The organism is Nocardia nova (assembly GCF_002933465.1).
GTDB classification, from domain to species: Bacteria; Actinomycetota; Actinomycetes; order Mycobacteriales; family Mycobacteriaceae; genus Nocardia; species Nocardia nova_B.
This window is the reverse complement of sequence record NZ_PSZE01000033.1, coordinates 56,534-77,317: the sequence shown is the minus strand read 5'-3', so window position 1 is coordinate 77,317 and position 20,784 is coordinate 56,534. Positions and strand designations below refer to the sequence as shown.

The following is a 20,784-nucleotide window of genomic DNA, read 5'->3' as shown; positions in this document are numbered from 1 at the left end:
TTAAGTCGTCGGCAGCGTCAGATGTGTATAAGAGACAGCTCTGCATCTTCGTCGACCCCCCGGCCAGCTGCCTCAGCCCGGTCGCCGGGCAGTAAGTGTTCGGAAAGGGTGATCCTGAGCGCGCCCGCGCCGTCTTCGACACCGTGGTGTGCGGGCGGGCGTGGTGGTTAACTCCTTTCCGCACCCGATGCGAGAGTGGTCGAAGCGATCGACGACTGGCACGCCGGCGGGGTGGCTCCCGTGTTGCCCGACGATGTCAGCAGGCTCGATACCGGTGCGCCCGCGCCTTCGGCCGCCGGATATGCCGCGGTGGGCCGCAAGCGGTGAATTTTTTTCCCGGTGATGTCGATTCCGGGGGTGCCCCGTTCGAGGAGTAGGTGAGGGGCTGAGAGGCAGCCCACCCCTGGAAGGACACAAGCATGCGCACAGTGGTGGCTTTCGAGCACATGACGCTGGACGGTTTCGCCTCCTCCGGCGAGAATCTGGGATTCGAGTTCACGTTCCGCGCCTATGACGACGAGTTGCAGGCGTATGCCGAGCATATTCAGGCCGACTTCGACACCGCGGTCTACGGGCGGGAGACCTATCTGGGGATGTTCGGATACTGGTCGCAGCATCCGAATGCCGAGAGTTCGCCGGGTGAGCGCAGGCACGCCGAATGGATCAACGCCCTGGACAAGATCGTCTGCTCCACCACGCTGGAGTCGGCCGACTGGAACAACACCCGGCTGATCAGCAGCGACCTCGCCGCGCAGATCGAGGCACTGAAGAGCGAGGACGGCGGCGTGATCGCGATCTACGCCAGTCCCAAACTGGTGCATTCGTTCATCGATATGGGTCTGGTCGACGAATTCCGTATCGTCGTCCATCCGGTCACGCTCGGTTCCGGCACACCGGTGTTTCACGACAAGGCGAAACTGGATCTCGACCTGCTGGAGTCCAAGGCTTTCGGTTCGGGCGCGGTGTATCTGCGCTACCAGGTGCGATGAGGAAGCATGCGGACATGCGCTATCTGATGCTGATCCGTCTCGATCCCTCGGCCGCGCCGACGCAGGGGCCGGATCCCGCTATGGCCGAGAATGTGGGCAAACTGCTCGAGGAGATGACCAAGGCCGGCGTACTGCTCGACACCGCGGGACTACGACCGGTCGGGGAAGGCGTCCGGGTTCGCCAGACCAGTGGCAAGCAGAGCGTGCTCGACGGCCCGTTCAGTGAGTCCAAGGAGGTCATCGGCGGGTACTGCCTCGTGCAGACCCGCTCGCAGGACGAAGCCGTGGAATGGGGTTCGCGGTTTCTGCGGGTGCACGGGCCGGAATGGGATATCGAACTGGAGATTCGCCAGCTCGACGACCAGGCTTGACGCCATGTCCTTATCCGAGGTGAGTGGCCGCCCGCACGACGGTGCCGACGGCCGCTCACCGGCGGCTCGGGCCGTCGAGGCGGCGTGGCGCATCGAATGGCCGAAACTCGTGGCCGGGCTTACCCGGCTGGTCGGTGATATCGCCACCGCCGAAGAATTCGCACAGGACGCACACCTGGCGGCCCTGGAACAGTGGCCGCGCGCGGGGATTCCGCCGAACCCGGGCGGCTGGCTGATGCTCACCGCGAAACACCGCGCCATCGACCGGATCCGGCGTGACGCCACCTTCGCCCGCAAACTGCCGATGCTCGGACACGACCTGCTCACCGAACAGACCGGCGAGCAACCGAATACGGACGACATCGATGACGACCTGCTGCGCATGGTTTTCACCGCATGTCATCCCGCGTTGTCGCAGCCGGCTCGGGTGGCGTTGACGCTGCGCATGGTCGGCGGCCTGACGACCGACGAGATCGCCCGCGCGTATCTCGTGCCGGAAACAACAGTGGCACAACGGATCGTGCGAGCCAAACGCGCCATCGCCGAGAAGAAGCTGCCCTACGAGGTTCCGTCGGGTCCGCAGCTGGCCGATCGGCTGGAATCCGTGCTCGAGGTCATCTATCTGATCTTCAACGAGGGCTACGCCGCCACCTCCGGAAAGAACTGGGTGCGCGCCGAACTGTGCGACGACGCACTGCGATTGGCGCGCATCCTCACCGGGCTGATGCCGCGGGAGCCGGAAGCGTTCGGCCTCGCCGCCCTCGTGGAACTGCAGGGCTCCCGGACGGGTGCGCGCAGCGACGCGACGAAACAGCTTGTGCTGCTACCCGATCAGGACCGCAGCCGCTGGGATCAGCTGTCCATCCGCCGCGGTTTCGCCGCCCTCGGCCGGGCCCACAACCTGGCCGTGCGGCGTGGTGTTCCGCCCGGCCGCTACGCCTTGCAGGGGGCCATCGCCGCCGCGCACGCCATGGCCGCCACCTCGAAGGACACCGACTGGCGGCGCATCGCCGGCCTGTACGCCGTTCTCGCCGAACGCTTCCCGTCGCCGGTCGTCGAGGTGAACCGCGCCGTCGCGGTGGCCATGGTGCACGGCCCCGCCGCGGGCCTCGACCTCGTCGACGCGGTGGCCGCGACCGGCGCACTCGACTCCTACCATCTGCTCCACGCCGTGCGCGCCCATTTTCTCGCGCAGCTGGACCGTCCGGCCGAAGCCCGCGCCGCCTACCTGCGCGCCGCCGCTCTCACCGCCAACGCCGCCGAACAGGCGTTGTTGCGTAACCGTGCGGCCCGGCTGCCCATCGCGGCGGGGCAGGTGACGGAGCAGTTGCCGGCTCCCGAGGTTTGCCCGCAATCTGTTCCAACTACCCGAACAGCGATAATGGGTGCGAAAGTGTTCGAAACGGAGATGGTGGGAGAGACGACTGTGAAGCTGATCGGTGTGATCGGTGGCGGAACCATGGGTGCGGGAATCGCCGAGGTATGCGCGAAGGCCGGGAGCGAGGTTCTCGTCCTCGAGACGACGCCGGACTTCGCCGAGGCGGCGCACAAGCGCATCGAATCGTCGATCTCGCGGGGAGTGACGAAGGGCAAGATCACTCAGGACGAGGCCGACGCTGTGCTCGCCCGGGTGCGGGTGACCCTCGACATGGAGGAGTTCGCCGACCGCGACCTGGTCATCGAGGCCGCTCCGGAGATCGAGTCGCTGAAGTACGAGATCTTCGGCAAGCTGGACAAGATCGTGAAGCCGGCCGGCATCCTCGCCACCAACACCTCCTCGATCCCGGTGATCAAGGTGGCCGGAGCCACGCAGCGTCCCGAACAGGTTGTCGGCCTGCACTTCTTCAACCCGGTGCCGGTGATGCCGCTGGTGGAGGTGATCTCGACGCTGGTCACCTCGCCGGAGACGGCCGCCGCCGTCACCGACTACGCGAAGAACACCCTGCACAAGACCACCGTGCAGGCCGGTGACCGCTCCGGATTCATCGTCAACGCGCTGCTGATCCCGTACCTGTGCCAGGCGGTGCGGATGCTGGAATCGGGCTACGCCAGTGCTGAGGATATCGACGCCGCGATGAAGGGCGGCTGCGGCTACCCGATGGGCCCGCTCACCCTCCTCGACACCGTCGGCCTCGACGTCGCGCTCGCCGCCGCCGAATCGCTCTACGGCGAATTCGCCGAGCCGCACTACGCGCCCCCGGCGCTGCTGCGTCGCATGGTCGACGCCGGCCGCCTGGGCCGCAAGACCGGTCGCGGGTTCTACGAATACAACTAGCGGTGGTGGCCCGCGTTGCCGGTGATGTCCGACCCGGAACGCGGGCCGGAGCCGACCGGCCTCGGCACTTTCTTTCGCACCTTTGGCGCGATGCGACGGCGCACAGGCGAAACCGTCGGCCGTCACAGTGGCGAGTCAGGTGTCAGGGTCTTCGTTCTGGTCGCGGGCGGGTCCGGGCCCGGCCAGTTTGCCGGAGTGTTTCGGCGGCGCATCGACTGTGCGCTTACCCTGAGTTTCCTGATCGTCCTGCTCGGCGCCGGCGCGTGCGTCGGTGTTCTCGGGATGACTCATGCCGTGCGCGTACCCGTTCGGCGGCTGTCGAATCGCGAGCCCGCGCCGTGCTGGCCGGCCAACTCGACGCGAACGCCGTGGACGAGCGCACGGCCCAGATCGCGGAGTTCGTGAATTCCGGTGTCCACCAGAGCTATCCGTTCTACGTCGTCGGGCCGGACGGTGAGACGGCGCTGTCCTGGCTGCGGGCAACTGGTGGATCTGATAGGCAGGTGAGGTGGGTATGCGGGAAACGGCCGATCGTGGTGCGGTGGCGATCGTCGGTGCGGACGGGCCGCTCGGAAGTGTGATCGACCGCCTCTGTGGGCAGCAGTCGGTGGCGGTGGTCGGCCGGGTCACCCGCAGCGGTTGGGTGATAGACGGGCCGCCCACGGTGGTCATCGACGTCGGCTCTGCCGAAAACCTGTGGGACAGTGCCGAATTCTGCCAGCGATGGAGCAGTGCACTGCTGTATTGCGCGGCGAACCGGGATCCCGACGGATTCACCCGGCTGCGTGAGTTGAGCGCAACCGTACCGGTGGGGCTCGCCACGACCCTCGCCCGGCCGGAGACCGGCCTCGAGCTGCTGGCCGCGCAATTACTCGGTGTCGCCGGGGAACTCGCGTCGGCGGCCCCCGGCTGGTATCCGATGGCGGATCGGTTCTGCGCAGCGAATTAGACGGCGGGCGCGACGCGTTCGGATTCCAGCTGACGCCACGGTAATTTCCCGGTCGCGTTGCGCGGCAGTTCGTCGACGACGACCTCGCGCGGAACCTTGTGGCGGGCCGGATTCGCTCAGCCGGCCGTCGGCGTCGAATGTCGACGTCGCCGCTGCACAACAACCCGGCGGCCCGGTTCGCTACAACGCCGTCGAACCGCAACTCCAGCTCCGGGTGGCCGCCTGCATCTATCGTGGCGTCGATGATTCGACTCGGTTCTTCTACGGAAGAATCGACGATAACTTGGCCGAGAAGTTCTATCGTGAGCCCGCACGTTTCGGCACGACCTTGCAGATGCCGGAACGGCCGTGGCCACACTGGCGCAGCTATCCGTTCGATGGGTACATCGAGGAAATTGCGGCGGCGGCAGGCACTCGGAAAATCGCTGGTGTAGAAGTCGGTGAGGGGCGGTCCGCGGTTCCCGTGAGAGGGATACCGTGGTTGTCATGCCTTTCCGCGTATACACGACAGTAAGTGGGCCGGACCGTGAGCAGTCTTTCCCCGGTCCGGAGGACAATTTCAAGTTCCTCGAGGGGGGAGTGCTGGCGGTCTACACCGCGGCGAAGTACACCTACTACGCGCCCGGCTACTGGACCCACCTCGAGGAGCACAAGCCCTGATCGTCTCCCGGTCGACAACTCGGGGCCTGTAGGATGTATCCCCGTACCGCGATCGGTACGGGGCGCCTCGGTCTCGATCCGGCCTGACAGCCCAGACGGCCACGCCCAGCGGCAGCCCGACCACAACGATCCAACCGAGTGCTTGCATCACAGTTCCCTCAGCAGCCGGAGCACCCGCTCGCACGTCTCGGCGTCGGCCGGATCGACCGATCCGATAGGTGACGGCACGTCGGCAGCGGCCGAGATACGTTGCGGCAGTGAGTTAGCGCGGAACTCGAGAAAGAGTCCGCCGCACTCGTCATCCCCGTAGTCGGCTGTCTCGAGCACGCCGCCCGGAAATACGTAAAGCCTTGTACCCCTCGGCTTCGCATCCATGTTGGCTCCATCGTCGCTTGGTAGGGCACCCGGCGCCGGGGAAGTCGGTTTCGGCCCGGCGCCGGGGCTACCGAAACGGTATTTATGCAGGTCGGACACCTGAACCTCGTCGGGGACGTTCTCGTGGACACTTTCTCGCGCTCGAAACGTCCCCTAAAGTTCTGGTATGAGTCATCGCCTGCAATCGGCAATGCTTCGCGCACAGCTCGATTCGGCCGCGCTGGCGGCAGCGGTACGCGTAGACACGAAGACCGTCAACCGGTGGCTGGCCGGAAGAGTGCCGCACCGACGTACCCGCGCGGAGGTAGCGCGGATACTCCACGAATCCGAAGACGCGCTATGGCCGCAGACCCGGCCGGACCAAACCGCCGGAGCGCCGGCGACAGCCGAAGTCGTCGGAGCATACGCACACCGAGCGGACATCCCGACTGATCTGTGGGTTCAGCTACTACACAAAGCGACGAAGCAGATCGACATCATCGGGTACGCCTACCCGTTCATGTTCGAACTGCTGCCGAATGCATCAGATTTGGGAAACAACCACCAGCTGCTCACAAGGGGTTCGGGATGGGCTCACGGCGTGACTACTACCGCGATCCGGACGCACCTACGCCGAACTCGTTGGTTCCCGGCGGCTCCGCTCTGGTAGTCGACACCGACGGCTCGATCCTGATGCAGCGCCGAAGCGACTCCGGTAACTGGTCGCTTCCCGGCGGGGTGATGGAAATCGCGGTCAGCGCCGAATCGACCGAAGTCCGATTCATCCGGCCGGACGAACTCCCCGAGATACCGGTACACGATACGGTTCGTCTACGGCTGAAGCACCATGCAGAGCAACGTGGCGAGCCGTATCTAGGCTGAATGGGGCATCGGGCCCGAGACGGGATGGACGACCTGCCGAGTCGCGGCTATGTTCGTCGCCGTGTGTGACCGCACGCGCTGCTGACCGCCCCCGCGAGGAACACAAGCCCTGACCTCGACGACCACCACATACGAAACCAGATGCTGCGGCGGTGTGACGGGAGGTTCCCGCCGGAAGATGTCGTCGGTGCCGGCGAGCCAGGACAGCGTCTGCTCGATGTGCTCCTGCTCCAGGGGATCCAGCGGGGTGATCGCTGCGACGATGTCCGCGACGACTGCGGTAGCCGGGTGCATATGCGCACGATAGCGGCGGGCACCGACAACCGGCCGGAGCTGATCCGAGCTATTGCGGAAGGAGGCGCAGTTCCGCGATCAGCGCTTTGTGATCGGCGCCGGGCAGGCCGATCGTGTCGACGGTGGCCGCGCGGCCGTCGGCGACCAGGATGTGGTCGATGCCGACCAGCGGTGGCCAGCGCTTGTCGGTGGGATAGGTGACGAGGTGGCCGGAGCCCTCCTGTTCGGCCGCGTCGTGGAACCGGCCCGAGAGCATCACGCGGAACTGGGCATGGTCGAAGGTCGCGTTGAAATCGCCCCCGACGATCACCGGCCGATCCGCGGGCGAGCGGTCGAGAATGGCTCGCAGCCGGGACAATTCGTCGGCCCACAGGTGTGTTCCGGAGATCGGGGGCACCGGATGGAAGGCGTACACGGTAACCGGTCCGGTCCCCGGGACGGTCGCTGTCGCGGAAAGCTGATTCAGGACGAATCCGTCGTATTCCACCGTGTCCGAGAGGGGATAGGCGCTCCAGATTCCGGTACCGGTGGCTGCACGCCCGGGTGACAGATGGCGATGCGGCAACAACCGGTCCAGGCCCACGTCCTCGAGCGCGCGCACCGCGGCCGGAGTCAGTTCCTCGACGGTGAGAATGTCGACCCTGCGCTCGCGCACCTGCTCGATCAGCGCCTGCGGATCGGCTCCGTCGAAAAGCAGATTGGCCTGCATCACCGTCACCGGCGTGCCGTGATCGCCGGGAGAGCGGCCGACATACAACGGAGCTTGCGTCCAGATCGCAACGCCCACAACGGCAATGGCCACCCCTACCCCGGTCCACCGCCTCGCGGCAGCGAACAGCGCCACCCCGACCAGCGCGGCACACATCAGATACGGCGCGCCCGACGCCGCCAGAACCAGCCACCGGGACTCGGATCGATTGACGTGCAGCGCCACACCGCCGGCGCCCACGAGTGTCGCGACCGCGGCAATCGATTCGAGTGCGATCCGCCCCCACGCCGCCCTCACGCTCCCGACCCCCGCACCCCGGATCCGGTGAGCGCCCGCCGCGCGGCCTCATTCGTGCTCGGCGCATCCCGCAGGCAGGACGCCGAGAGGTAAGACCATTCGGCCGTCGTCCGCCGAGGATTGTCGTGCCCGTCGCCGATGGGGGGCATCCCGTGCGCGTACGGTCCGGGCAGGGGGAACGGCACGGCACTCCCATCGATCGATCGGCTCGCGGACGTAGTGAGTGTATTCATTCCTCTCGGACGGGTTTTCGGCCTTCTGGCGACGTAGCCGTGCCGTGCGGGACGTTGGCGACGAGGGCGCTGGCGAAGTGCTCGCCGAGGGCAGGTTCGGCAGCAGCAGGCGGTGGTGGCAGGCGCAGGGCGGCGGACAAGTCCGGATCGGTGTGGGACTGTCCGATGAGTTCGGCGATCACCCGCCCGGCGCGGGTGTGCCTTTCTCGCGGGCCCCGGCCGCTGGATCAACGGCCAGATTCTCTTCGCCAACGGTGCCATCGCCTGAGGCCCACCCAGCGGGAAGATTCGCCGGAAGGACCCGGCGAGCGGCCACACTCTCGCCGAATTCCTCACCGCGCAAAGGGATCTCGGCACCAAGGGGACACCACGACTGCTTCGGGTGTCGGCCGATCTGCCGGTCACCGGGTCCAACGTGGAGGCCGCATTCGCGACCTACGGCCGGGAGCGCCTGCTGTAGCGGCACGAGGCCCGGCGCCGCCGGATTCCACGTGGCGCGGATCTTCTCGGCGCCGGCCCGGATCGTGATCTCGCCGATCCCGATCGTGGCCGCCATCCTGATCATTCTCTCGGGGAATGCCGCCCGGTCACCGCCGGCTGCGCCGGGTGAGCAGGCCCGCGATCCAGCCGACGAGGAACATGATCAGCAGAATCAGCCACATGGGCGACCGGATGGTGACGGTGAGGATGTTGATGTCGACGCGATGATGGTTCTGCGCGACGAAGATGACGGCCAGCACCGCCAGCACGATCGCCACCCACTGCCGTGCCGAAATGCGCGACAGCAGGGAAGGTTTCGCGGCCCGATCCATATCGTCCTCCTGGTACTCGTGGGTGACACGATTGCCGACCGGCAGCGCCGGATGCCGTCGAGCCGATGATCTCGGGTTACAGCCGGGCGGGCTTCACCCGTAACAGGTGATTTCCGCTCGGGACCGGTGCGTATGTCGCGGGATGCGGGCGGTGTCGGCCGCGGCAATCATGTTCACCCGTCTCGGGTGAGGTGGCTTCTCGACGGCGCTGGGAGTGTCGCAGACGAGTCGACACAACCACAGCCTTCGTGCAGATTGGGGTGCGTGCCATGAGCGGCCAGGGCGACGTTTCCGGCAGCGTGCGGACCCGGAACGAGGAGGCGACCCGGGCGCTGCCCTTCGGGGACGATCAGGATTTCGCCGACGCGCGGCGCGGTTTCATCGCGGCGCTGGAACCCGGAGTGGTCGAGAATGCGGCGGGCGATGTGGTGTGGGACAGCGACGGTTACTCCTTCCTCGACGCGGAATGTCCGCCCACCGTGCACCCCAGCCTGTGGCGGCAGTCGAAGTTGTGCGCCATCCAGGGTTTGTTCGAGGTGACCGAGGGGATCTATCAGATTCGCGGGCTCGATCTGTCGAATATGACCGTAGTCGAGGGCGATACCGGTGTGATCGTGATCGATCCGCTGATCTCCCGGGAAACCGCCGCCGCCGGACTCGCGCTCTATCGCGCTCATCGCGGTGACCGGCCGGTGACCGGAGTGATCTATTCGCATTCGCACATCGACCACTTCGGCGGCGTCAAAGGTGTGACCACGCCGGAGGATGTCGCGGCGGGCCGCTGCCCGATTCTCGCGCCGTCGGGATTCGTGGAACACGCGGTCGAGGAGAACGTCTACGCCGGCACCGCCATGGCTCGGCGCGCCGCCTACATGTACGGCGCGGCGCTGGGGCGCGGGCCGAAGGGCGCGGTCGGCGCCGGATTGGGGCCGACGACCTCGACCGGAACCCCGACCCTGATCACGCCCACGACCGACATCACCCACACCGGGCAGACGGAGGTCGTCGACGGCGTGCGCATCGAGTTCCAGATGACTCCGGGCACCGAGGCGCCGTCGGAGATGAATCTCTATTTTCCCGACCAGCGTGCTCTGTGTATGGCGGAGAACGCGACGCACACCCTGCACAATCTGCTGACGCTGCGCGGAGCCCTGGTGCGCGATCCGCATGTGTGGTCGAAATATCTGACCGAATCGATCAATCGTTATGCCGCGCGGGCGGACGTGCTGTTCGCCTCGCACCACTGGCCGACCTGGGGTACCGAGAAGCTCACGGAATTCCTTGCGCTGCAACGTGATCTGTACGGATATCTGCACGACCAGACAGTGCGCGCACTGAACAAGGGCGCCATCGGTATCGAAATCGCCGAAACCATCGAATTGCCCCCGGCCGTCGCCGCGGCCTGGCATGCGCACGGATACTACGGTTCGGTCAGCCACAACGTGAAGGCGATCTACCAGCGCTATATGGGATGGTTCGAAGGTAATCCGGCCGCCCTGTGGGAGCATCCGCCGACCGAATCGGCGAAGCGGCACGTTCATTACATGGGCGGTGCCGAGCAGGTACTGACGAAGGCGCGCGACTCGTTCGCCGCCGGCGATTTCCGTTGGGTGGCACAGGTTCTGAACTACGTGATCTTCGCCGAACCGGACAATCGAGAAGCGCGGGCGTTGCAGGCCGACACGTTCGAACAACTCGGCTACGGCTCGGAGAACGGTACCTGGCGCAACTTCTTCCTGATGGGCGCCTACGAGCTGCGCCACGGATCGGTCGGCACACCGACCACCGCCGATGCACCCGATATCGCGGCGGCGCTCACGGTGGAACAGCTTTTCGACGCCATCGCGCTGCGGATCGACGGCCCCAAGGCCTGGTCGGCCGAGATCACCATCGATTGGAATGTCTCCGATCGAAATCTCGTGCATCGCACTCAGTTGCGCAACGGCGTCCTCGTCCACTTCGACGTGAGCGCGGATGTGCCGGCCCCGGACGCCACGTTCACTTTGTCCGACGCCGATCTGCACGCGGCCCTGCTCGGTGCGAAGGATATCCGGCAGCTGATCGCCGACGGCGCGGTGACCGCCGAGGGGAACGTGTCGACGCTGATCGAACTGGTCGGATATCTCGACGCGCCCGATCCCGACTTCGCCATCGTGACACCCTAGGCCGGCGGCGACCAGCCCCTCACAGCTGTTCGAGATCGCGAGTAGCCGGTCCCTCCAACAGTTTTCCGTCGTGGGTGAATCGCGAGCCGTGCAGCGGACAATCCCACGAACGTTCGGCGTCGTTCCAGTTGAGGATGCCGTGCAGGTGCGGGCAGATCGGCGAGACGGCCGAGGTGGTGCCGTCGACGGTGCAGACTCCGACGGGTCGGACTCCGCGACGCTCCACCCTGCCCTCGCCCTCGGCGGGGGTGCCGCCGCCGCCGAAGGCCGCGCTCAGCCAGCCCGTCGTCAGGTGCCGTGCGACTTGGAGATTCATCGACGCGGCCTTCGCCAGCCCGGTCACTTCGCTGCCGCGCCAGGTGCGATACGCCTGCGCCCACGGCTGATGGCCGCCGAGCGCGATGCCGGCCAGCGCGAGGCCCGCCGCCACCGCATTGGTCATTCCCCATTTCGCGTAGCCGGTGGCGACGAGGATGTGATCGCTGCCGGGAAGCAGCGGTCCGGCGTAGGGCAGTTCGTCGATGGCCGAATAGTCCTGGGCCGACCAGCGGTGAGTCAGCTCGGCATCGGGGAAGTGCGTGCGCGTCCAGTTGTACATATCGGCGACGTGCGCCTTCTCCGAACGGGTGCGGCCGACGACGTGCCCGCTGCCGCCGACGAGCAACAGATCCTCCCCGCCGTGCGGGGCGTACCGCAGCGACCGCGTGGGCTGATCGGCGGACAGGTACATGTCGTGCGGGAAATCGCCGGGGACCCGGAACGCGGCCGCGTAGGAGCGGTGCGGCTCCAGTCGCGCGAAGAACCCGCCGCGATCGAGAATCGGTGTGCCCGTGGCCAGCACGACGGTTCCGGCGCGGATATCGCCGCGGTCGGTCGACACCGTATCGCCGTGGACGGCGTGGACGCGGGTGTGTTCGAAGATCGTCGCACCGTGCCGGCAGGCCTGCAGGGTCAGTCCCTCGAGGACGTCCATCGGATCGAACTGCGCCTGTTCCGCCAGTCGCACGGCGCCGTAGGTGGGGAGCGGCAGGGCGGTGTCGTCGGACCACGCGACGTCGAGCCCGGCCCGCTCACAGGCGCGAAATTCTTTGCGTACCAAGTCGGTTCCGTCTTCGGTGCCGGCGTAGGTGATCGCGTCGGCGCGCTGGATGGCGATCTCGTTCTCGGCGCAGAACCGCAGCAGCCATTGCTGGCCCTCCAGATTCGCGTCGACGTATTTGCGCACCGTGCCCGTCGAATGTTTCGCGATGATCGCCGAGAGGTGGGTGCCTTGCAGCAAGCTCAGCTTGCCGGTGGTGTTGCCGGTCGCGGCCGCGCCGATCGTGCGGCCCTCGAGGACCGCGACCGTGCGCCCGGCGCGCGCGAAGAGCAGGGCGGTCACCAGACCGGTGAGCCCGGCGCCGACGACCACGACGTCGTACTCCCCGCCGGGATCCGGAGTCACCGGGACCGAGACGGGCGCTCGATCGAGCCACAGAGAAGTCACCGAACCAGCCTCCTGTCGTTGCGCGCGCCGGGTCACCGCAGGTTGCCCTCTTTGTCCGGCGGCTCCGCCGGACCCGACCGGTGATTGTGGATCGTGCGGTACAGCACCACCGCCGCGACCAGGACGACCAAGCCGGCGATCACCAGTAATTCCATACCGAGCCCTTACCCGGGATGGTCGTCTTCAACCCCGGGGCATCGGATCCGCCGCAGCGACAGCGCCAGGCGCGGACACAGGCTCACCGCGTCACGGGCCGCGGCGGCCGAACCACTGTCGATGACCGAATCCCCGTGGTGGCGGGTGAGCGGAAAGCCCCAGTCGTCGCGGGCGATGGCATGGGGCAGCAGTTCGCTGCACAGGCCGCGGCCGTCGCAGCGAGTCCAATCGATGTGCAGGCGCCAGGTGGGGCGATCGGGTGCGGTCACAGCGCGGCTCCCTGGAAACGGGCACGGCAGCAACCGTGCCGGTGACGGTCGATTTCCTCGGCGAAGACGGTCAGGGCCGAACGTGCCAGCCGCGCCGTCCCGTCGGGATGGTGGCAGGCGCCGCGACCGTCGACCAGATCGGCGATGCGCGCGATGTCCTGCGGCCGGGAGCGGCCGTGCGCCGCCAGATCGCCGAGGGTGCGGGCCAGCTGCGGTAATCCGTTCCGGCACGGCCCGCACTGTCCGGCGCTCTGGGCGGCGAGGTACGCGATGAGGTCTGCGGTGACCCGCAGCCCGCATTCGTCGTGGTGTAGTACGCGTACAACCCCGGCGCCGGGCGATGCTTGCCAGTGGCGCAGGGCGTTGCGGGACATCGCCGCGCCGGCCAGTGCGCTGCCCGGCAGCCAGGTGCCGTGGTACCCGCCGATCAGGACCGCCTGGACCTGGGCCGGATCGGTGCGTCCGAACCGCTGGATCAATTCGATCAGGCCGGTGCCGAGCGGGATCTCGACGACACCGGATGCGGTGGTTCCGGACAGGGTGACCAGCATGGTGCCGGGTTCGTCGGGGGTTCCGGCAGAACGGAACCAGGCCGGGCCGAATCGGGCCAGCAGTGCCAGATGCGCGAGCGTCTCCACGTTCTGCACCAGCGTCGGGCGGCCGTTCAGCCCGGAGCGGGAAGTGCTGACCGGCTTGTCCCGCGGAATCGGTGCGCGCCCGGCCAGCCGCTCGAGTACCGCGCTCTTCTCCCCGGCCAGGAAGGTGTCGGCGGCTGGGGTGAGATCCACGCGCCGCGTGTCGTAGCCGGTGGACTGCCGCTCGGCGAGGGCGTGACGAATCGGGTCGAGTAGCCACTCCGGGGCGTACAGGTGGGATCGCCGCGCCCCTACGGCGGCAGCCGCCACGGACAGGCCGTCCAGCACCAGATGGGGTGCGCGCCAGAGCAATACCGCGTCCTTGTCACTGGCCGGCTCGCCCTCGGCGCCGTTGGCGACGACGACGGCGCGCCGTCCGCCGGCCACCGCCGCGAGTTTGCGCGCCACCGGGAAGCCCGCGCCCCCGCGACCGGTGAGACCGGCAGCCGACACCATGTCGATGAACTCGCTGCCGACGGCGCGGGCGGGGCCGTAGCGGGCCACATGCGCGGAAAGGCCGGGAGCGCCGGCCATCAGCAGCCGCTCGGTGCCGGCCGGGGCGGGTGGAGCCGCGGGATTTCCGGTCGGTGTCGTCGTCATCGCCGGCTCCTTTCGGGGATAGTGGTGAATTCGGTGAATCCGCGGCTGAACCGCCAGACGCCGGCGGTGGCGACGGCGAGGATGCACGCACCGACGAGGGTGAGCATCCAGATCCGGTCGACGTCGCTTCCCGACCCGAGCGTGTGGATCAGGGCCACCGGCCACAGTGCGTACACCGACCAGTGCACCAGGAGGAAGACGTTGGGGCCCAGCCGATGTCGCAGCAGTGCGGTGACCACGACCACGGCCAGCAGGTCGACGGCCAGAGTGCCGAAACCCACCCACAGCGGCCGATAGCCGCCGGTGAACGGCACCACGACGGTCAGCAGCCGCAACTGGGCGTACGGATCGACGAGCATTGCCAGCACGTGCAGGGCGACGAATGCCGTCGCCGACAGTGCCGCGCCGCGGTGGAATTCGGCGAGGCCGGCGCGGGGGAGCAGGACGGCCCGCCCCGAGCGGGCGGCGATCCCGGCGACGGCCGCGACGGTCAGCAGAATCAGTGCCGTGATGCCGCCGGCCCGGCCGAACACCCACAATGCCTGGTCGAACGCAGAGGTGTTCATCATCGAGTTCCTTCCGGCTCGTCGGGCCAGCCGCCGAGGGTGAGGACTCGCCCGTCCCGGTCGACCAGCCGGGCCGGCACACCGGCGGAGCGCAGCCACGGCAGTGCCGCGCGCCCGCGCACGATCGCGGCGGTGGCGGCCGCATTGGCCGCGAGGCAGGATTCGGCGGCCACCGACACCGTGCGCCAGACCGGCTCCGCGGCACAGCCGGTGCGGGGATCGAGGATGTGGTGCAGCGGCCGTCCCCCGCGAATCCAGCGCCGCCGCATCGTACTCGAGGTGGCGATCGCCGCACCCGCGGGCAACCGGACGAGGGCGGCGGGCTGGGTCGCACCGTCCTGGACGAGCACCTGCCAGTGCCCGTCGGGAGCGGGCCCGGCGGTGGCGATGTCGCCACCCAGGCTCACCAGTACGCCGCAGTCGAGTTCCTCGGCGACCGTGCGCGCACACCGGTCGGCCGCCAGGGCCTTCGCTGTCGCGCCGAAGTCGAGCCGCATGCCGGCGGGTAGCGTCACCGACCGCGGCGAACGGATCACCTGCGACCAGTCGGGTCGCCGGGTGACGCTCAGCGGGACGACCGCCGGCCCCGCGGTGATCTGCGTGAAATCGCGGTCGTAGCCGAGGTTTTCGAGATCGGCGCCGAGCGTCGGATCGACGTCGCCGTCGGTGTCGCGAGCGACGGTCAGGGCCGCGTCGAGATATTCGTCGAACAACGCGCTGACGGTGACCGGGCGGCCGGGTGTCAGTGTGCTGATTTCGGAATCGGCGCGAAAACGGTTGCAGGCGTTGTCGACTCGATCCAGGTGGGCGTCGACGAGGCGGCGCGCGCCGGCCAGCGCGGCCGGATCGGTGACGACCAGATGGGCGGTGGTGCTCCACAGCTCCCATTCGGTTGCGGTGGTCTCTGCCGCCGGTGTCGAGATCATGAGCCGCTCGAACGCGCGTGCGCGGTGCCCTGCCCGGGGCTCAGCTGGGGCACGGTACCCGCGGTGCCGGCGGACTGATCAGTGCCGCCGCTGCCGGTGCTGCCGCTGCCGGTGTTGTCGGTGATGCTGGTGCTGGTGGTCGCGGCGGACTGGGTGTCGGCGTATGCGACGACCGCCGCCGTCGTGGTGCCGACGGCGCCGACGGCCAGGAGTACCCCGGCCGCTGTCCGGCCCAGGCGGCGGTTCGGATGTGACGTTCCCATATCGGTCACCTGCTCGTTCGGTGCTTCGCCGACGCGCGTCGGCCCTCTCTGAAAGGCCAGCATGCGGAGCGACGCTGGGTGCGAGCTGTGCGTGAGCAATGAGTTGCCGGGGTGGCGACCGTGAGCCGAAGGTCAGCTGAAGTTGCGGCGATAGCTGTGCGGACTGACGCCGGTGGTGCGTTTGAACCGCTCGCGGAAGGCGGTGGGCGAACCGAAGCCGACCTGGGCGCCGATGCGTTCGACCGAATGGGTGGTGGATTCCAGCAGATGCTGGGCGCGGCGGATGCGCGCGCGATGCAGCCACTGCAGCGGCGTGGTACCGGTGTGCTCGCGGAAGCGGCGGATGAGGGTGCGGGTGCTGACTCCGGCGCGCGCGGCGATCTGGTCGAGGGTCAAGTCGGCGGCGAGGTTGGTCTCGAGCCAGTTCAGCAGCGGCTCGAGGTCGGAGCCACGCGGCGTGGGCGCGAAGCCGTGGACGATGAATTGGGCTTGTCCGCCTTCGCGTTCCAGCGGCATCACCGAGAGCCGGGCGGTGTCGGCCGCCACCGCCGAACCATAATCGCGGCGGATCATGTGCAGGCACAGGTCCAGGGCCGCCGCGGCGCCGGCCGAGGTGAGGATCTGGCCGTTGTCGACGTAGAGCACATCCGGGTCCACCTCGATCGCCGGATACGCGGCCGCCAGCTCGGCGGCGGCGATCCAGTGTGTGGTGGCGCGCAGCCCGTCGAGCAGTCCGGTGGCGGCGAGCGGGAAGGTGCCCGAGCATACCGAGGCGATACGTGTGCCGTGCGCGGCCGCGGTCCGCAGCGCGTCCCGGACGGCGGGCGAAATCGGCGCGGCCGGGTTCGCGGTGCCGGGCACCATGATGGTGTCGGCGTCCTCGAGTCCGGCCAGCCCCCAGGGGACGCGCAACGTGAAGGCGCCGGCGTCGACCTCGGGTTGTTCGGCGCAGACCCGGACCTGATAGCCGGGGCGGCCGTCGGGCAGCCGGGTCCGGGTGAAGGCCTCGATCGGGGCGGCGAGGTCGAACGAGACCACCCCTTGCAGGGCGAGAACAGCGACGGTGTGCATGGCCGGAACATACCTCCTTGCCGCCTGTGACGTTCGCCATGATTCCCCGGGTATCGCTCTGTTCTCCCAGGTAGTGGCGGCTTTTTCGAGGTATGTCGTTTTCCCGTCGAAACCTGTCGAAAACGCCACTGGGAACCGTGGACCCGGCCGAATACCGTCGGGCCGTGCCCGGGCCGACCGGGCGGATTCGAAGGGATTCCCATGCATGCTCAGATCGTCCTGTTCGACGGGTTCGATCCGCTGGACGTCATCGCCCCGTACGAGGTGCTCTATGCCGGCGGGGCCGCATCCGACGGCGCCGTGAGCGTCGAACTGGTCTCGGCGGAAGGGGCGCGGGAGGTGGTGAGCGGCACCGGCGGGCTGACCTCGCGCGCCACCGCGGCACTCGATCCGGCGCGACCCGGTGTGGTGCTGGTCCTCAGCGCCGTGCGGGCGAACGGGTTTCGCTGCACGACATCGTGCTCGACGGTGATCGGCTCACCTGGAATCAGGCCGTCGGCAAACCGATGCGCTTGAATCTCGCCTTCGCGGTCACCGTAGAGGGCGACGTGCTCATCGGCACCGCCAAGGCGGGACGCCTGCCCGCGTCGACGGTTACCGGCGTGCGCCGCGGCGGACCGGAGCGCACGCGGTGACGAAAGTGCTGCTCTCGCTGCATGTTCTGGCCGCGGTAATCGCGATCGGCCCTGTTGCCGTCGCCGCCAGCATGTTTCCCCCGGCCCTGCGCCGGGCCGCCGGATCGGCCGATACGAGTGCGAACCTTCAAATACTGCACCGCATTTGCCGGGTGTATGCGGCCGTCGGTCTCGCGGTCCCGATCTTCGGGCTGGCCACCGGTGCCGCTCTGGGCGTACTCGGGACGGGGTGGCTGATCACCTCGATCGCCCTCACCGCTGCCGCCGCCGCGATCCTGGCCACGATGATCCTGCCCGACCAACGCGCCGCGCTCACGACCGTGGCAGCCGGCCGCGTCGATGCCACGGCCGCGCGCCTGGCCATGTCCGCCGGAATCTTCAACCTGCTGTGGGCGATCGTCGCGGTGCTGATGATCGTGCGCCCGGGATCGACCACCGGCGTCTGAACCGTCGGCGTGTCCGGTCGCGACACGACGACGATCGCGGCGTGGTCGGTGCATTGCGGCGCCGCCCGGAATACCGTGGACGTATGCGCGCTGTCGTCCATCTGGTGCTGTTCGCCTGTGGGGTCGTGATGGCGGTCGGAGCGTTCGGGCCGTTCGTCGGAGTTGTGCAGGCCCGCCACATCCGGCTCGTCGATATCCGCGACGGCTTCGCGACCGGAATTCCGCTGGACGGGGTGCAGGCCCAGGCGACACAGCTGCGCGCGTCCTACACGGTGGTGTTGCTGCTCGTCGCCCTGGTGATGCTGTTGGCGGGGCTGTTCGGCTCGCGCGTCTTGGGATGGCTGGCGGTGCTGGCCGCCATCGCGGCGCTCGCGGTACCGGCCTGGCGATTGGATCAGCGGTTCGACAGCCAGTTGCGCGGGGACTATCGGCATCTGCTCACCGGTACGTGGGGGTTGTACCTGTTCGGCGGCGCGGTGGTCGTCGCCGTCCTCGCGCTGCTCGTGCCCGGCGAGCGTCCCCGGCGCCGGGCGGTCGCGGGTGCGGGGCCGAAGCCGGCCCGCTAGGCGTTCATCGCAACCTCACTGCTCGCTCACAGGTAGCTGTGGAGCTGCGCGGGCTGAATAGGCACCGTGACTACATCACTCCTCGAGAATTCGCCGGTGGTACCGCCCGAGCCCGCGAACGTCGGTGCCGTCTCCGGATTCGGCGGCAGAGCCGTGGAGCGGGCCGGTCTGGCGGTGCTCCTGATCGCGACGGCGGTGATGTACCTGTGGAACATCACCGTCAACGGGATGGGCAACCAGTTCTACGCCGGCGCCGCCTGGGCCGGATCGAAGAACTGGGAGGCGATGCTGTTCGGCTCCCTGGATCCGGCGAATTTCATCACCGTCGACAAGCCTCCCGTATCGCAGTGGGTGATGGGGTTGTCCGGCCGCATCTTCGGCTTCTCCAGCGCGAGCATGCTCGTTCCGCAGGCGTTGATGGCGGTGGCCGCGGTCGCGCTGCTCCATGGCGCGGTCCGGCGGATCACGAACAATCACTGGATGGCGGTGCTCGCGGGTGCGGCGCTGGCGCTCACACCGGTGGCGGCGTTGATGTTCCGATTCGACAATCCGGACGCGGTCATGGTGCTGCTCATGACGGCCGCCGCCTACGCCACCGTGCGGGCACTCGACCGCGCCTCCACGATGTGGCTGCTGCTGGCCGGTGCGGCGTTGGGGTTCGCGTTCCTGGCGAAAATGCTGGAGGGTCTGATGGTGCTGCCCGCGCTGGGGGCGGCCTACCTCATGGCCGCGCCGACGTCGCTGCGCACCCGCCTGCTGCAACTGGTCGGCGGACTCGCCGCGCTGCTGGTGTCCAGCGGCTGGTATGTGCTGCTCACACTCTGGTGGCCCGCGGCGAGCCGCCCGTACCTGGCCGGCTCGACCGACAACAACTTCATGAACCTGGTACTCGGGTACAACGGTTTCGCCCGGGTGCTCGGCCGCGATCACGGTGGTGGGGGAGCGCCGGCCCACGATCCCGCGGCTGCGGCGCAGGCGGCCGCGTCGGCGCCCGCGGATGCGCACAACGGATTCGGTGGTTTCGGCGGGCAGGTGCACGGTGTGCAGCGGTTGTTCACCGGTGAATTCGGCTTCGAGATCGGCTGGTTGCTGCCGGCCGCGCTGCTGGCGATGGTGCTGGTGCTCATCTCGCGCGGCCGCGCACCGCGTACCGATCGGATACGTGCGGCGGCCATCGTTTTCGGCGGCTGGATCGTCATCGACGGCGGTGTGCTCAGCTACATGAACGGCATGGTGCATCCGTACTACTGCCTCTCGATCGCCCCGGCGGTCGCCGGAACGTTCGCCGTCGGTGTCGCCGAACTGTGGAACCGGCGCGACACGGCTTTCGGCCGATTCGGCACGGCCGCACTGCTTGTGGTGACGGGCGTGTGGAGTGTGGTTCTGCTGCACCGCAACAGCGGGTGGTATCCGGAGCTGCGCTGGACGATTCTCTGTGTGACGCTGACCGCCTCGGTGCTGCTGGCGGTGCCCTGGACCCATGCGGCGCCTCGCCGCCTCGCCGCCGTCGTCCTGACGGTCGGCCTGATCGGTGGCCTGGCGGGCGGTGCGGCCTACTCGTTCGCGACCGTCGCCACCGCGCACGCCGGCGGCGGACCGACCGTCGGCCCGGCGCAGGCGAGTGGGCGTGGCGGCTTCGGTCAGAGCCGTCCGGATCCGCAGCTCTCGGCGATGCTGAAGGCGACGACTACGACCTGGGCGGCGGCGGTCAACGGTTCGTCTGCGGCCGCCGCACTCGAAGTGGACAGCGACAGGCCGGTAATGGCGATCGGCGGGTTCTCCGGCGGCGACCCGGTGCCGACGCTGGCGCGGTTCCAGGCCGATGTGAAGGACGGGAAGATCGCCTATTACATCGTGCAGGCCGACGGCCGCGATCAAGGTCCCGCGGATGCGCGCGAACAGGCCGCGCCCGGAGACCGGAATCCGGGCACGACCGGGCGCGCCGAGGGTGCGACCACGGGCCGGGGCCGAGAGCAGACGACGCCGGGAAGCGCGCCGGGGCAGCCGCAGCCGGATACCGCCGAGAACATCGGCGGCCCCGGCGGTGTCGGTCGCAATCAGCATGCCGACATCACCACCTGGGTCACCGCCACCTTCCCGGCCCGGCACATCGGCAACGCCACGGTGTACGACCTGAGCGGCTACCGGGGGTAGGAAGAACGTGAAACCGGCTTG

Annotated in this window: 26 protein-coding genes and 3 pseudogenes; 15 read left to right on the top strand and 14 right to left on the bottom strand. The window is 68.3% G+C overall.

From position 1 onward, the window contains the following. The first annotated feature begins 195 nt into the window (after positions 1-195). The 5 genes and pseudogenes from C5E41_RS35450 to C5E41_RS28545 all read left to right on the top strand — a co-directional run bounded on the left by C5E41_RS35450 (position 196) and on the right by C5E41_RS28545 (position 3,635). On the top strand, positions 196-327 hold the full coding sequence (locus tag C5E41_RS35450) for a hypothetical protein (protein ID WP_258081317.1): 132 nt from the start codon (positions 196-198) through the stop codon (positions 325-327). 92 nt (positions 328-419) lie between these two features. Beyond that, positions 420-989, top strand: coding sequence for a dihydrofolate reductase family protein (locus C5E41_RS28560; RefSeq protein WP_104378815.1), 570 nt, complete (start codon positions 420-422; stop codon positions 987-989). Continuing rightward, positions 986-1,360 carry a YciI family protein gene (locus C5E41_RS28555; RefSeq protein ID WP_258081316.1) on the top strand — a complete coding sequence of 125 codons (375 nt, stop codon included), beginning with the start codon at positions 986-988 and terminating at the stop codon, positions 1,358-1,360. Before C5E41_RS28560 ends, C5E41_RS28555 begins: the two co-directional genes overlap by 4 nt. 4 nt (positions 1,361-1,364) lie before the next feature. Next, a pseudogene (locus tag C5E41_RS35785) lies at positions 1,365-2,243 on the top strand (RNA polymerase sigma factor); the annotation flags it as partial. Between the two features lie 543 nt (positions 2,244-2,786). Beyond that, complete coding sequence (locus C5E41_RS28545) at positions 2,787-3,635, top strand: 3-hydroxybutyryl-CoA dehydrogenase (RefSeq protein ID WP_104378828.1); 849 nt, start codon at positions 2,787-2,789, stop codon at positions 3,633-3,635. A gap of 135 nt (positions 3,636-3,770) precedes the next feature. Here the strand turns inward: C5E41_RS28545 and C5E41_RS34180 are convergent, their stop codons facing one another. Beyond that, positions 3,771-3,926: a hypothetical protein gene (locus C5E41_RS34180; protein WP_181063464.1), complete on the bottom strand. Its 156-nt coding sequence runs from the start codon at positions 3,924-3,926 to the stop codon at positions 3,771-3,773. A gap of 223 nt (positions 3,927-4,149) precedes the next feature. On the opposite strand from C5E41_RS34180, the gene C5E41_RS28540 reads away from it, so the two are divergent. The 3 genes and pseudogenes from C5E41_RS28540 (at position 4,150) to C5E41_RS34175 (ending at position 5,244) form a co-directional block, all read left to right on the top strand. Beyond that, entirely contained in the window at positions 4,150-4,584 is a 435-nt protein-coding gene (locus tag C5E41_RS28540) for a hypothetical protein (RefSeq protein WP_104378814.1), read from the top strand. 178 nt (positions 4,585-4,762) lie between these two features. Further along, positions 4,763-5,098: pseudogene (locus tag C5E41_RS35445) on the top strand (oxygenase MpaB family protein); the annotation flags it as partial. Further along, positions 5,071-5,244 carry a hypothetical protein gene (locus C5E41_RS34175; RefSeq protein ID WP_181063462.1) on the top strand — a complete coding sequence of 58 codons (174 nt, stop codon included), beginning with the start codon at positions 5,071-5,073 and terminating at the stop codon, positions 5,242-5,244. The pseudogene C5E41_RS35445 and the gene C5E41_RS34175, both read left to right, overlap by 28 nt. A 147-nt stretch (positions 5,245-5,391) precedes the next feature. On the opposite strand, the gene C5E41_RS28530 is transcribed toward C5E41_RS34175, so the two are convergent. After that, the gene (locus C5E41_RS28530) at positions 5,392-5,619 is read right to left on the bottom strand and encodes a hypothetical protein (RefSeq protein WP_146097723.1); all 228 of its coding nucleotides are present in this window, start codon (positions 5,617-5,619) and stop codon (positions 5,392-5,394) included. Positions 5,620-6,186: 567 nt separating this feature from the next. On the opposite strand from C5E41_RS28530, the gene C5E41_RS28525 reads away from it, so the two are divergent. Then, positions 6,187-6,480, top strand: a complete 294-nt coding sequence (locus C5E41_RS28525) for a hypothetical protein (protein WP_104378812.1) — start codon at positions 6,187-6,189, stop codon at positions 6,478-6,480. Here C5E41_RS28525 and C5E41_RS28520 read toward each other — a convergent pair. The 4 genes from C5E41_RS28520 to C5E41_RS28505 all read right to left on the bottom strand — a co-directional run bounded on the left by C5E41_RS28520 (position 6,472) and on the right by C5E41_RS28505 (position 8,825). Next, positions 6,472-6,774: a hypothetical protein gene (locus C5E41_RS28520; protein WP_104378811.1), complete on the bottom strand. Its 303-nt coding sequence runs from the start codon at positions 6,772-6,774 to the stop codon at positions 6,472-6,474. The two genes, C5E41_RS28525 and C5E41_RS28520, sit on opposite strands and share 9 nt — an antisense overlap. Positions 6,775-6,823: 49 nt before the next feature. Next, complete coding sequence (locus C5E41_RS28515) at positions 6,824-7,780, bottom strand: endonuclease/exonuclease/phosphatase family protein (protein ID WP_104378810.1); 957 nt, start codon at positions 7,778-7,780, stop codon at positions 6,824-6,826. Between the two features lie 411 nt (positions 7,781-8,191). Then, positions 8,192-8,569 carry a hypothetical protein gene (locus tag C5E41_RS34580; RefSeq protein ID WP_219823273.1) on the bottom strand — a complete coding sequence of 126 codons (378 nt, stop codon included), beginning with the start codon at positions 8,567-8,569 and terminating at the stop codon, positions 8,192-8,194. Positions 8,570-8,600: 31 nt separating this feature from the next. Continuing rightward, positions 8,601-8,825 carry a DUF1049 domain-containing protein gene (locus tag C5E41_RS28505; RefSeq protein WP_104378808.1) on the bottom strand — a complete coding sequence of 75 codons (225 nt, stop codon included), beginning with the start codon at positions 8,823-8,825 and terminating at the stop codon, positions 8,601-8,603. Positions 8,826-9,094: 269 nt separating this feature from the next. On the opposite strand from C5E41_RS28505, the gene C5E41_RS28500 reads away from it, so the two are divergent. Then, complete coding sequence (locus C5E41_RS28500; RefSeq protein ID WP_104378826.1) at positions 9,095-10,990, top strand: alkyl/aryl-sulfatase; 1,896 nt, start codon at positions 9,095-9,097, stop codon at positions 10,988-10,990. A 19-nt stretch (positions 10,991-11,009) separates the two neighbouring features. Here C5E41_RS28500 and C5E41_RS28495 read toward each other — a convergent pair whose 3' ends face one another. From C5E41_RS28495 to C5E41_RS28465, 8 genes are all read right to left on the bottom strand, one after another. Beyond that, positions 11,010-12,476 (bottom strand): FAD-dependent oxidoreductase, encoded by a 1,467-nt coding sequence (locus C5E41_RS28495; RefSeq protein ID WP_104378825.1) that lies wholly within the window; start codon positions 12,474-12,476, stop codon positions 11,010-11,012. Positions 12,477-12,508: 32 nt separating this feature from the next. Continuing rightward, on the bottom strand, positions 12,509-12,631 hold the full coding sequence (locus tag C5E41_RS35440) for a hypothetical protein (RefSeq protein ID WP_258081315.1): 123 nt from the start codon (positions 12,629-12,631) through the stop codon (positions 12,509-12,511). Positions 12,632-12,640: 9 nt separating this feature from the next. Continuing rightward, positions 12,641-12,901 carry a ferredoxin gene (locus C5E41_RS28490; protein WP_104378807.1) on the bottom strand — a complete coding sequence of 87 codons (261 nt, stop codon included), beginning with the start codon at positions 12,899-12,901 and terminating at the stop codon, positions 12,641-12,643. Then, positions 12,898-14,136: an NADH-ubiquinone oxidoreductase-F iron-sulfur binding region domain-containing protein gene (locus C5E41_RS28485; RefSeq protein ID WP_104378806.1), complete on the bottom strand. Its 1,239-nt coding sequence runs from the start codon at positions 14,134-14,136 to the stop codon at positions 12,898-12,900. Before C5E41_RS28485 ends, C5E41_RS28490 begins: the two co-directional genes overlap by 4 nt. Beyond that, on the bottom strand, positions 14,133-14,705 hold the full coding sequence (locus tag C5E41_RS28480) for a ferric reductase-like transmembrane domain-containing protein (protein ID WP_258081314.1): 573 nt from the start codon (positions 14,703-14,705) through the stop codon (positions 14,133-14,135). Before C5E41_RS28480 ends, C5E41_RS28485 begins: the two co-directional genes overlap by 4 nt. Next, positions 14,702-15,628, bottom strand: a complete 927-nt coding sequence (locus tag C5E41_RS28475; RefSeq protein WP_104378804.1) for an FAD:protein FMN transferase — start codon at positions 15,626-15,628, stop codon at positions 14,702-14,704. Before C5E41_RS28475 ends, C5E41_RS28480 begins: the two co-directional genes overlap by 4 nt. Beyond that, complete coding sequence (locus C5E41_RS28470) at positions 15,625-15,891, bottom strand: hypothetical protein (RefSeq protein ID WP_146097722.1); 267 nt, start codon at positions 15,889-15,891, stop codon at positions 15,625-15,627. Before C5E41_RS28470 ends, C5E41_RS28475 begins: the two co-directional genes overlap by 4 nt. 132 nt (positions 15,892-16,023) lie before the next feature. Next, a complete protein-coding gene (locus C5E41_RS28465; protein WP_104378802.1) occupies positions 16,024-16,962 on the bottom strand; it encodes a GlxA family transcriptional regulator in 939 nt (312 codons plus the stop codon). A gap of 201 nt (positions 16,963-17,163) precedes the next feature. Between C5E41_RS28465 and C5E41_RS28460 the strand changes: the two are divergent. From C5E41_RS28460 to C5E41_RS28440, 5 genes and pseudogenes are all read left to right on the top strand, one after another. Further along, positions 17,164-17,388 (top strand): annotated as a pseudogene (locus C5E41_RS28460) (DJ-1/PfpI family protein); the annotation flags it as partial. Positions 17,389-17,468: 80 nt separating this feature from the next. Beyond that, positions 17,469-17,597 carry a hypothetical protein gene (locus C5E41_RS35435; RefSeq protein WP_258081322.1) on the top strand — a complete coding sequence of 43 codons (129 nt, stop codon included), beginning with the start codon at positions 17,469-17,471 and terminating at the stop codon, positions 17,595-17,597. After that, on the top strand, positions 17,594-18,043 hold the full coding sequence (locus C5E41_RS28450) for a hypothetical protein (RefSeq protein WP_104378801.1): 450 nt from the start codon (positions 17,594-17,596) through the stop codon (positions 18,041-18,043). Before C5E41_RS35435 ends, C5E41_RS28450 begins: the two co-directional genes overlap by 4 nt. 83 nt (positions 18,044-18,126) lie before the next feature. Next, positions 18,127-18,609 carry a hypothetical protein gene (locus C5E41_RS28445; RefSeq protein ID WP_104378800.1) on the top strand — a complete coding sequence of 161 codons (483 nt, stop codon included), beginning with the start codon at positions 18,127-18,129 and terminating at the stop codon, positions 18,607-18,609. Positions 18,610-18,675: 66 nt separating this feature from the next. After that, positions 18,676-20,763 (top strand): ArnT family glycosyltransferase, encoded by a 2,088-nt coding sequence (locus C5E41_RS28440; RefSeq protein ID WP_439956398.1) that lies wholly within the window; start codon positions 18,676-18,678, stop codon positions 20,761-20,763. The last annotated feature ends 21 nt before the right edge of the window (positions 20,764-20,784 follow it).